Source organism: Bacteroides sp., assembly GCA_036351255.1.
Taxonomy (GTDB): domain Bacteria; phylum Bacteroidota; class Bacteroidia; order Bacteroidales; family UBA7960; genus UBA7960.
Genome location: JAZBOS010000007.1, coordinates 1 through 9338, shown reverse-complemented (window position 1 = coordinate 9338; position 9338 = coordinate 1). Strand labels below are relative to the sequence as shown.

Annotated in this window: 9 protein-coding genes; 7 read left to right on the top strand and 2 right to left on the bottom strand. The window is 49.5% G+C overall.

Annotated features, from left to right (window positions below; genetic code table 11):
* The 5 genes from V2I46_00270 to V2I46_00250 form a co-directional block, all read left to right on the top strand.
* The coding region (locus tag V2I46_00270) for a GYDIA family GHMP kinase (GenBank protein ID MEE4175919.1) at positions 1-836 on the top strand (836 nt) is incomplete at its 5' end.
* Positions 817-1884 carry a hypothetical protein gene (locus V2I46_00265; protein MEE4175918.1) on the top strand — a complete coding sequence of 356 codons (1068 nt, stop codon included), beginning with the start codon at positions 817-819 and terminating at the stop codon, positions 1882-1884. The genes V2I46_00270 and V2I46_00265, both read left to right, overlap by 20 nt.
* Positions 1885-1894: 10 nt before the next feature.
* Positions 1895-2851, top strand: coding sequence for a hypothetical protein (locus V2I46_00260; GenBank protein ID MEE4175917.1), 957 nt, complete (start codon positions 1895-1897; stop codon positions 2849-2851).
* 35 nt (positions 2852-2886) lie between these two features.
* On the top strand, positions 2887-4122 hold the full coding sequence (locus V2I46_00255; GenBank protein MEE4175916.1) for an alginate export family protein: 1236 nt from the start codon (positions 2887-2889) through the stop codon (positions 4120-4122).
* A 7-nt stretch (positions 4123-4129) separates the two neighbouring features.
* Positions 4130-5128 (top strand): glycosyltransferase family 9 protein, encoded by a 999-nt coding sequence (locus V2I46_00250; protein ID MEE4175915.1) that lies wholly within the window; start codon positions 4130-4132, stop codon positions 5126-5128.
* Here the strand turns inward: V2I46_00250 and V2I46_00245 are convergent.
* The gene (locus tag V2I46_00245) at positions 5125-5772 is read right to left on the bottom strand and encodes an MBL fold metallo-hydrolase (GenBank protein MEE4175914.1); all 648 of its coding nucleotides are present in this window, start codon (positions 5770-5772) and stop codon (positions 5125-5127) included. The genes V2I46_00250 and V2I46_00245 overlap by 4 nt on opposite strands.
* A gap of 245 nt (positions 5773-6017) precedes the next feature.
* Between V2I46_00245 and V2I46_00240 the strand changes: the two genes are divergently transcribed.
* Both V2I46_00240 and V2I46_00235 read left to right on the top strand, forming a co-directional pair.
* On the top strand, positions 6018-6896 hold the full coding sequence (locus tag V2I46_00240; GenBank protein MEE4175913.1) for a hypothetical protein: 879 nt from the start codon (positions 6018-6020) through the stop codon (positions 6894-6896).
* A 97-nt stretch (positions 6897-6993) separates the two neighbouring features.
* A complete protein-coding gene (locus V2I46_00235) occupies positions 6994-8184 on the top strand; it encodes a M20 family metallopeptidase (protein MEE4175912.1) in 1191 nt (396 codons plus the stop codon).
* Between the two features lie 10 nt (positions 8185-8194).
* Here the strand turns inward: V2I46_00235 and V2I46_00230 are convergent.
* The coding region (locus V2I46_00230; protein MEE4175911.1) for a hypothetical protein at positions 8195-9338 on the bottom strand (1144 nt) is incomplete at its 5' end.

Genomic DNA, 9338 nt, shown 5'->3' with positions numbered 1-9338 from the left:
TGCCGGGCAAGGGGGATTTGGTCATTACCTGGATTGCACAGGAAAGGGGAAGGGAATGGTATAGGGATACCTTCATTGGAAAAACCTTTGAACCGGAAGATCTGGAAAATGAGGTCAGCAAAAACCTCCAGCGTTTGCTGAAGGTTGCTGGGGAAATAAACCCAGCCTTCCCGGGGCCAAATGCAGTATTCAGGATTACGACCAACACCGATTTTCCCCTTGAATGGGGGCTGGGCAGTAGTTCTACCCTGATTTCCAATCTTGCTTGGTGGGCTGGAATTGATCCCTTTGAATTGCTTTTTAACACTTCCGGAGGTTCCGGTTATGATATTGCCTGCGCCCGAAGCCAGAGCCCCTTGCTGTACCGCTTTAACGGCAAAGAACACAAACCTTCGGTATGCCAGGTGGACTTTAATCCTCCTTTTGTACAGAACCTCTGGTTCATTTATACCGGTAGAAAGCAAAGCAGCGCCAGAAGCATTGAAGGCATTGACCCGACAGCTTTTGATTCCCATACCCTGGAAAGGATTTCTGAACTGACGATGAAAATGGCGAGGGAAGAAGATCTCGAGCATTTTATGCGGATGATGACAGCCCACGAAACCGTTATTGCCCGTGCCATCAACCAGATGCCCCTTCAGGCTACACGCTTCTCCGATTTCCCGGGGGTGGTCAAATCGCTTGGAGCCTGGGGAGGCGATTTCTGCCTGGCTGCTTCACACCAAAGCGAAAGCCAAGTCAGGGCTTATTTCCTGGAGAAAAACTGCCTCGTGATCTTTGGCTTTCCTGAAATGATACTGCATAATTCATCCCGCAATGGAAAAGAAAATAATTGAACACCCCCAGGGCGAGGTTTCCTGGGAAAGCCCTGCCAATATTGCATTGGTGAAATACTGGGGAAAATTCACCGGGCAACTGCCTATGAACCCTTCTCTTAGTTTTACCCTCCGCGAAAGCGTGGTAAGGATCACGATGAAATATTCCCTGACGGATGATGCTCCGGCAGGTCTTCGCTCCTTTCGACTCAACGGGGAACCCAATCCAAAATTCCAGGACCGCATTGGGAAATACCTGGCGGCTATGCAAGCCCATTACCCTTTTCTCGAACAGGCTGTGATCGATATTGAAAGCCAGAGTACCTTCCCGCACTCGGCCGGCATAGCATCCTCGGCGGCTGCCTTCAGCGCGCTGGCCCTGGCCCTTGGCCAGATAGAAGTGGAACTGGCTGGTTATCACAACCCTGACGAATCCGCCTTCTTAAACAAGGCTTCTTTTGCGGCAAGGCTGGGAAGCGGCAGCGCTTGCCGATCGGTTTATGGCGGATTTACCGAATGGGGCAGGTCGGCTCATTTGCCGGGCTCTAATGATGATTTTGCCATAAAAATACCTGACGCGGACATTCATCCTGACTTCAGAAACCTCCACGATACCATCCTGATCGTGGATGACTCCGAAAAAAAGGTATCCAGCTCTGCCGGCCATGGCCTGATGGATGGACATGATTTTCGCGAAAGCAGGATCGTTCAGGCTGAAAAAAACCTGGGTGATTTACTGGCCGTGCTGAAAAATGGAGATCAGGAACGCTTTGCCGCCATCGTCGAAAATGAAGCCCTGACCCTTCACGGCCTAATGATGTCATCTCGTCCGGGATATATTCTTATGAAGCCCGGAACCATAGCCCTCATTGATAAAATTCGCGACTTTCGGGAAACACAAAATATTTATATTTGCTTTACATTAGACGCAGGTCCAAACATTCATTTGATTTATTCGGAAAAGGACGCTGCAAAGGTCAGACCTTTTATTCAGCAGGAGTTGCTTCCCTATTGCATAAACGGCCGTTGGATGGACGATGGAGTGGGTCACGGACCCCAACAGATTTAATTCCTTAACAATGCAGAACCCAGGCAGGGCCTTTTTCGGAAAGATCATGCTGTTTGGTGAATACAGTGTTATTTGCCAGGGAAGGGCACTTACGGTGCCCCTGAATTCTTTCAGAGCCATATGGAAGTTGCCCTCCAAAAGGTATTCGACGGAAGAGGCTGCACTGAATCAGGAATTGAAAGATTACCTGCTGACCCTGGTACGCAGGGAGGAAAACGAAGGAATCAATTTTGGGATCGATTTGAATGTCTTTGCCCTCGACTTGTTGAGAGGTCTTTTTCTCGATTCTGACATCCCCCGCGGTTATGGAGTAGGCAGTTCCGGTGCCTTGGTGGCCTCCGTATACGACAGGTATGCGCCCAATCCAATCCCCACGGTTCCCTTTCCTGGGTCAAAAGTGCTTAAAAAACTTCAGAAAACCCTGGCACTGCTCGAATCTCATTTTCATGGTACCAGCTCAGGACTAGACCCCCTGAGTTGTTATGTCGGGAGGCCGTTATTAATTGATCCCGACTTAGGCCCCAAAACCGTTACCTTGCCCTCAGCCTCTTTGCACGAACTGGGCGGCTTCTTTTTGGCCGACACCCATTTACAGCGCAGAACCGAAGGCCTCGTTAAAGCATTTTTGAGGGATTACCAGGATGCTGCATTCCACAGTATGATCCACGACATGTATATCCCAGTGGTGGACTTTTGCATCGATGCCCTCCTTGAGGGCCATCCTGATGAACTGCTGCGCGGTTTCAGGCAGCTTTCTTCCATGCAGTTGCACCATTTTCGGCCCATGATTCCAAGGGGTTTTGAGGAGATGTGGGAGGAAGGTCTGGAGACAGGCCAGTTCTACCTGAAACTTTGCGGCGCCGGAGGGGGTGGATTTCTGCTGGGGTATACCGAGAATTTTTACAAAACCAGGAAAATTTTTAAACAAGCCGGGATCAGTTTGATGCCCATTTCATTACCCGTTTAAACCCTTCAAATGAACATAAAACAAAACCAGAGATGATGAGAAAAACCTTGACTTTTGCCACCCTGGTGTTGCTCACCCTCCCGTTATTCGCCCAATTCTCGCTTTCGGGTGATATTTTTGTACGACCTGAATTCCGTCACGGATATGGCAGGCAACCAAACCCGGACGAAGACCCGGCTGCCTTCGTTAATCAGCGCACCCGGATTGTCCTCGACTTTAAAAAGGAAAAAATCACCACCAAAGTTTCCATTCAGGATGCCCGCGTCTGGGGCCAGCAAATGATGCGAACCCAGGTGCCTTCACTTGACCTGCATGAGGCCTGGGTGAACGTGGCCTTGACCGACAGTTTCTCCATTAAGGCAGGACGGCAAGAGTTGAGATACGATAACATGCGCTTCTTCGCCCACAATGACTGGCTGCCATGGGCTAACAAACACGACGCGCTTCTCCTGCGCTTGATGACGAAGGCCGGGGAACTGCACCTGGTCAGCGCATTCAACCAGGCTGCCAACCCCTTCTTTGGAACGGATTATCCTCTTAATCACTATAAAACCCTGAATTTTTTCTGGTTTAATACCGACCTAAGCCCTAACCTCAATATGTCACTCATGGGGATGGCCGATGGCTATCAGGATGGATTTTCGGGTGACCTGAATCTTAGGGGAACGTGGCATACCTTCTTTACGGCTAAGTTTAACAAACTTTCCTTTACCCTGAATCCCGCCATCCAGCATGGCGTCAACCCTGCAGGACAAAAAGTGGCTGCCTGGTATTTGATGGCAGAAGCCAGAATGGCTTTCAGTGAAACCATTGCTTCTCAACTGGGGTTTGAAGTATTTTCGGGCAACGATGCAGAAAACCCCGACGAAAAATCCAGGGCGTTTGATGTGCCATACAGCGCCGGACACGCCCGGCTGGGGTTTATGGATTACTTTACCCTGGCCATCCCTGCCCAGACCAAAGGGGCCGGACTGTTCAGTTCTTACCTTCGAAACAACATCCGCTTATCCCCAAAGTCCAGGCTCAATGCCGATCTTCATGCGTTCTTTCTGCAAAACAACTACATCTTCGAGAACGAGACCATCGATAAATACCTGGGAACCGAACTTGACCTGACCTATAATTTCAGTCTTAATGATATGACCCAAATTGTTGCTGGCTATTCGGTGATGCTGGGAAGCCCGTCCATGGATATCATCAAGGGGGGAAGCCATGAAGAATTTGCCCATTGGGCATATCTGATGCTCCGCATCCGTCCCAAATTCCTGTAATAGTCTTATGGTGGGAAAAATAAAAATCCTTGTTGTCCGCTTCAGTTCCATTGGCGATATTGTGCTTACCACCCCCGTGGTCCGGGCATTGAAGAATACGCCTGGCCTGGATGCTGAGGTTCATTTTGCCACCAAAAAGGCTTTTGCTGGGGTTGTAATGGCCAATCCCCATATCGATAAGGTTCATTTGCTGGAAGATAGCCTGGGTGCGATGATAAGCGATCTGAAAAAAGAAAGATTCGATTACATCATCGACTTGCACCACAACCTGCGTTCAACATGGTTGAAGCTCAGACTGATGAGGCCGTCACGGGCTTTCAATAAACTGAATGTTCAGAAGTGGCTACTCACCCGCCTTAAGATCAATCGCCTGCCCGATGTGCATATTGTCGATCGCTACCTCGAGGCAGGTCGGCGTTTTCATTTGAAAAACGACTACCAGGGCCTGGATTATTATATCCCGGAAGAGGAAGCCATTTGGCCCGATGCCCTGCCTGAGACCTTCCGGAAAGGTTATGCCGGCTTTGTGATTGGGGGTATGCACGCCACCAAGCGTCTGCCCAACCAGAAGATCATCGACATTTGCAGGAGGCTGAAGAAACCCCTGATATTGCTGGGCGGCCCTGAAGACGCAAAGAATGGGCGCATCATATCTGCAGCTTGCGGGGACCTGGTGTTCAACGGCTGCGGTCAGTTTTCACTCAACACCTCCGCATTCCTGGTGCAGCAGGCCAGGGTCGTTCTTACCCACGACACCGGACTGATGCACATCGCCGCTGCTTTTCAGAAACCCATCATCTCAATATGGGGAAATACCATTCCCGAATTCGGCATGTATCCCTATATGCCGCAGCATCCTGAAAGGTCTGTAATTGTGGAGGTCGAAGGCTTGCCTTGCCGCCCCTGCGACAAGATCGGCTATGACAAATGCCCTAAGGGCCATTTCGATTGTATGGAAAAGATCAGCCATGAAAAAGTGGCCGATGCTGCATTGAAGTTCTTCTAATACCCTCCATTGAGGAAAGGGTTATGCTTACGCTCCGCACCGATAGTGGTGGAAGGCCCGTGGCCCGGATAGACCTTCACTTCTTCGGGCAACGAAAGCAATTTGTCCCTGATGGATCGGATCAGTAAGTCAAAATCGCCTGTGGGCAGGTCCGTACGTCCTATGCTTTGATGAAACAGGACATCCCCCGCAATAACAAAGCCCTCCTCTTCATGATAGAAACAAAGGCTCCCGGCAGCGTGTCCGGGGGTGTGCAGCGCTTTCAGCTTTTGCTTGCCAAAGCCAATCTCCTGCCCGTCTTCAAGAAAATGCTCGGGTAGTATCGGCTCTTCCACATCAAAGCCAAAAGTCTTGCCATAGCTCTGGCTGTTGGTCAGAAATGGCAGGCTGTCTCGATGGGTCAGGGGCTTTAATCCGTAAGTCTTACCCGTGAAGTTGTTTCCCAGAATATGGTCAATATGGCAATGGGTATACAGGATTGCAACGGGTTTTAACTGTTCCTTTTCAATAAAGCCAGCCATTTGTTCCTCTTCATGGGATTCATAACAGGCCGGGTCAATGATCACGCATTCGCGTGTTTCATCCCAAAGAACATAAGTATTTACCTGAAACGGATTAAAGGTTAGTATTTTAACTTGTGACATAATCTTTAATTTTTATTCGCTGAAACTACCATAGGATCCTTTATTCATTATCATTCAAAATTAACAAATAAACCCAGCCTTTTTTTAATGAATGAACAGTTCTTGCCAGTGTGTTTTTGAGTTTAAACAGCTGTTTGTGAAAATTTACCTCAAACATCTTATGAATAAATAAAATATTGGAATATATTTACATTAAGAAAGTGTTTTTTTTGATTGGTTTTTTTGTAACCTATAAATTGGAAAATATGAAAACAACTACAAGGTTGACACTTGCCATTTGCATGTTTTTATTTGCAAACCAATTATTTGGACAGCAAGAAGGAGGGCAAAAATACCAGGTTCAAACACGGGATGGAAATGAATTTGTGGGCTTAATCGTATTTGAAGATGAGGATGAAATCCGGCTTTTAACAGAAGCTTTCGGAGAAATCCGGGTTTTAAGAAGCAATATTTTAAGGGTTAGAAAAATTGAAGAGGACAACATACGTGAAGGCCTCCTTTGGCCCGACAACCCCCAGTCAACCCGATATTTTTGGGCTCCGAATGGTTATGGTCTTGAAAAGGGAGAGTCTTATTATCAGAACATCCTGGTCCTTTACAATCAGGCTACTTTTGGTTTGACCAACAATTTTTCGCTTAGCGCGGGAATGATTCCGCTGTTTTTGTTCAGGGCGGGCATTACCCCCGTATGGGTAGTTCCAAAGTTCTCAATTCCATTGGAGAAGGATAAGATCAACTTAGGCGCTGGGGCATTTGTCGGTGCTCTTTTAGGCGAGCAGCAGTCCTTCGGCATATTGTTTGGGGCATTGACTTTGGGAAGCCGGGATAAAAACATTAGTTTCTCAATGGGCTGGGGTTATGCAGGAAGTGATTGGGCCAACGCCCCCTTAATCAATGTGGGCGTTCTGTTAAGGGCAGGACCCAAAGGATACTTCATCAGTGAAAACTATTTCATCCCCTTGGGAGGCTCAACGGGAGTCATTTTATCAGCAGGGGGTAGAAGCATTATCAGGAATGTCGGGCTGGATTATGGCTTGTTTGTCCCCATTGCGGATGGTGAAATTTTTGGTATTCCTTTTCTTGGGGTTTCCATCCCTTTTGGAAAAAAAGATAAGGTAAATTGATTGGGACCTTTCTCTAACACCGCTTTTGTGAAACACACGACCTTGGACGAATGGATAGATCTTGAAAAATCTTAAATTTGTTGATCAATTTAAGAAAATGGAAATCAGGGACCTCATACAAAACCTTTCAGCTGAATACCTTCCGGGGATAATCGAAACCCGCAGGCACCTGCACGCCCAGCCGGAACTGTCGAAAAAAGAGTTTAAAACGGCCGCATTCATTGCATCCCAACTGGAGCAAATTGGAATTCCCTTTAAACAAGGAGTGGCCGGCACTGGCCTGGTGGCCCTGATCGAAGGAAAGAATCCCGGCAAAAAGATGATCGCCCTGCGAGCAGACATGGATGCCCTGCCCATACAGGAAGAGAACAAGGTGGATTATACTTCCCGGAACCCCGGCATTATGCACGCCTGTGGCCACGACGTCCACATGGCCTCCCTGCTTGGGGCTGCCAGGATCCTCCACACCCTGAAGGCGAAGTTTGAGGGCAGCATCCGCCTGATCTTTCAGCCCTCCGAGGAGAATTACCCGGGAGGTGCCAGCCTGATGATCAAAGAGGGTGTCCTCGAGAATCCCCGCCCCGCCGCCATCTTCGGACAGCACGTTTTCCCCGGTCTGGAAGCCGGCAAGGTGGGCATCCGTAGCGGGAAATATATGGCCTCAACCGATGAGATATACCTGACTGTCAAGGGAAAGGGTGGCCATGGCGGAATGCCCCATACCGTGATCGACCCTGTGCTGATAGCCTCCCACATCGTCGTGGCCCTGCAGCAGATCGTAAGCAGGCGCAACAAGCCTTCCGTGCCCACAGTGCTTTCCTTTGGACGTATCATTGGTGAAGGCCGCACAAATATCATTCCTGCTGAAGTGAAACTGGAAGGGACCATTCGTACCTTTGATGAAACCTGGCGAAAACAGGCCCATCAGCTTATTCATGATATTGCCGAAGGCACCGCAGAGGCCATGGGCGGCGAATGCGAGGTCTTTATAGATCCGGGCTATCCTTTCCTGGCCAACGATGAACAGCTGGCTGACAACTTCAGGGCCTGGGCCGGCGATTACCTTGGAAAGGAAAACATTGAAGAATTGGAACTGGCAATGACAGCGGAGGACTTCGCCTGGTATTCACAGATCCTTCCTGCCTGCTTCTATCGCCTGGGCGTGCGCAACGAAGCCGAAGGCCTGGTGTCGAACCTGCACACCTCAACCTTCAATATTGATGAGGAAGCCCTGCGAACCGGGGCCGGGCTGATGGCCTTTGTGGCGATAAAACAATTGGAAGAATAAAGCCTGCTGATTACCATCCTCTCTTTGGTACCCATACCTCAACATCGATCCGGCTTACCGGAAGGGGCTTATTGCCCCTGAGCCAGAAATAGATCCTGACCTGGTCGGTTTTGTTTCTTGGCTCTGGGGTCAGATAGAGGCGCTCCAGCGTGTTCCACTGCCCGGGCGTGATCTCGTGCGGGTAATGCTCGTAGTCCTTCCCACGGTACTTGTAATTGCCTCCCTCGTGGTCGAAGGTGATGATGAGGCTGAAGGGGTTTTCAGCGGGGGCATCCTCCACAAACACCTCTCCGCGTACCTTCAGGAAGGCGTGGTCGGCCATCGTCAGCTTGTTGAAGGGAATCTCCAGGGCTGTAGTGAAGGGGGTTTCCGGCCTCAGGATCATGACCTCCCTGCTTCCAGCCACCCCAGAATCTGCTGCCGGGCGCCAGACATCTTCATCGAATACCATTTCAAAACTGCGGTACAGGTAATAGTCCTCCGGATTTTTCAATACGTCATCCCCGCCAAGGGAACGCTCCACCATCAGCAGGCTTTTGATCTCTTCCGTTGGAGGCGTCACCCGGCCAAATACAGCCATATAGTAAGGCTTGGTCATGGAATCGGGATGCAGGATCTTGCTGAAATACTGCCAGGTCTGAAACAGGTTGAGTACCACGAAAAAACCTGCCAATATCCAGAAAAACTTTCTCCAAAACCTGGTCTGGTCTTTCAGGCCAATGAAAAAATAGCCCAGCGGGAAAGCCATCATCGCATAGGACTGCACCATGGCGCGGTGACCGAACGATCCGGCATACCACCAGGTGGTCCACGAACTGACCAAGTAAAGATTAAGGACGGCAAAGATCACAAGGGGGTAAAACAGCTCGCGCCGCTTTTCATACAGGTTTTTAAAGCCGTATATGGCCAGGGCCATCATGGGCGTATAGATCAGCCAGCCCTTGCGGAAACTCACCAGGACGTCCCAGGTGTAAGGGCTCAGCAGGTCGAGGCCCTCGCCCGGGTTATCGTACGAATAATAGAGAAAGCTCCCGGTGAATATTTTCCAGTAAAGCAACTGGGGAATGGCAGGCAGGATCATACATCCGGCAATGATGAGGATCTTGCTGAAATGATCGCGAATCAACCGGGCCTTCTCCTTTAAACTTTTCCAG

Excerpts from the sequence above, each read along its gene's own strand:
- V2I46_00265 (MEE4175918.1), top strand. The coding sequence starts at position 817 with ATGGAAAAGAAAATAATTGAACACCCCCAGGGCGAGGTTTCCTGGGAA.
- V2I46_00260 (MEE4175917.1), top strand. The coding sequence starts at position 1,895 with ATGCAGAACCCAGGCAGGGCCTTTTTCGGAAAGATCATGCTGTTTGGT.
- V2I46_00255 (MEE4175916.1), top strand. The coding sequence starts at position 2,887 with ATGAGAAAAACCTTGACTTTTGCCACCCTGGTGTTGCTCACCCTCCCG.
- V2I46_00250 (MEE4175915.1), top strand. The coding sequence starts at position 4,130 with ATGGTGGGAAAAATAAAAATCCTTGTTGTCCGCTTCAGTTCCATTGGC.
- V2I46_00245 (MEE4175914.1), bottom strand. The coding sequence starts at position 5,772 with ATGTCACAAGTTAAAATACTAACCTTTAATCCGTTTCAGGTAAATACT.
- V2I46_00240 (MEE4175913.1), top strand. The coding sequence starts at position 6,018 with ATGAAAACAACTACAAGGTTGACACTTGCCATTTGCATGTTTTTATTT.
- V2I46_00235 (MEE4175912.1), top strand. The coding sequence starts at position 6,994 with ATGGAAATCAGGGACCTCATACAAAACCTTTCAGCTGAATACCTTCCG.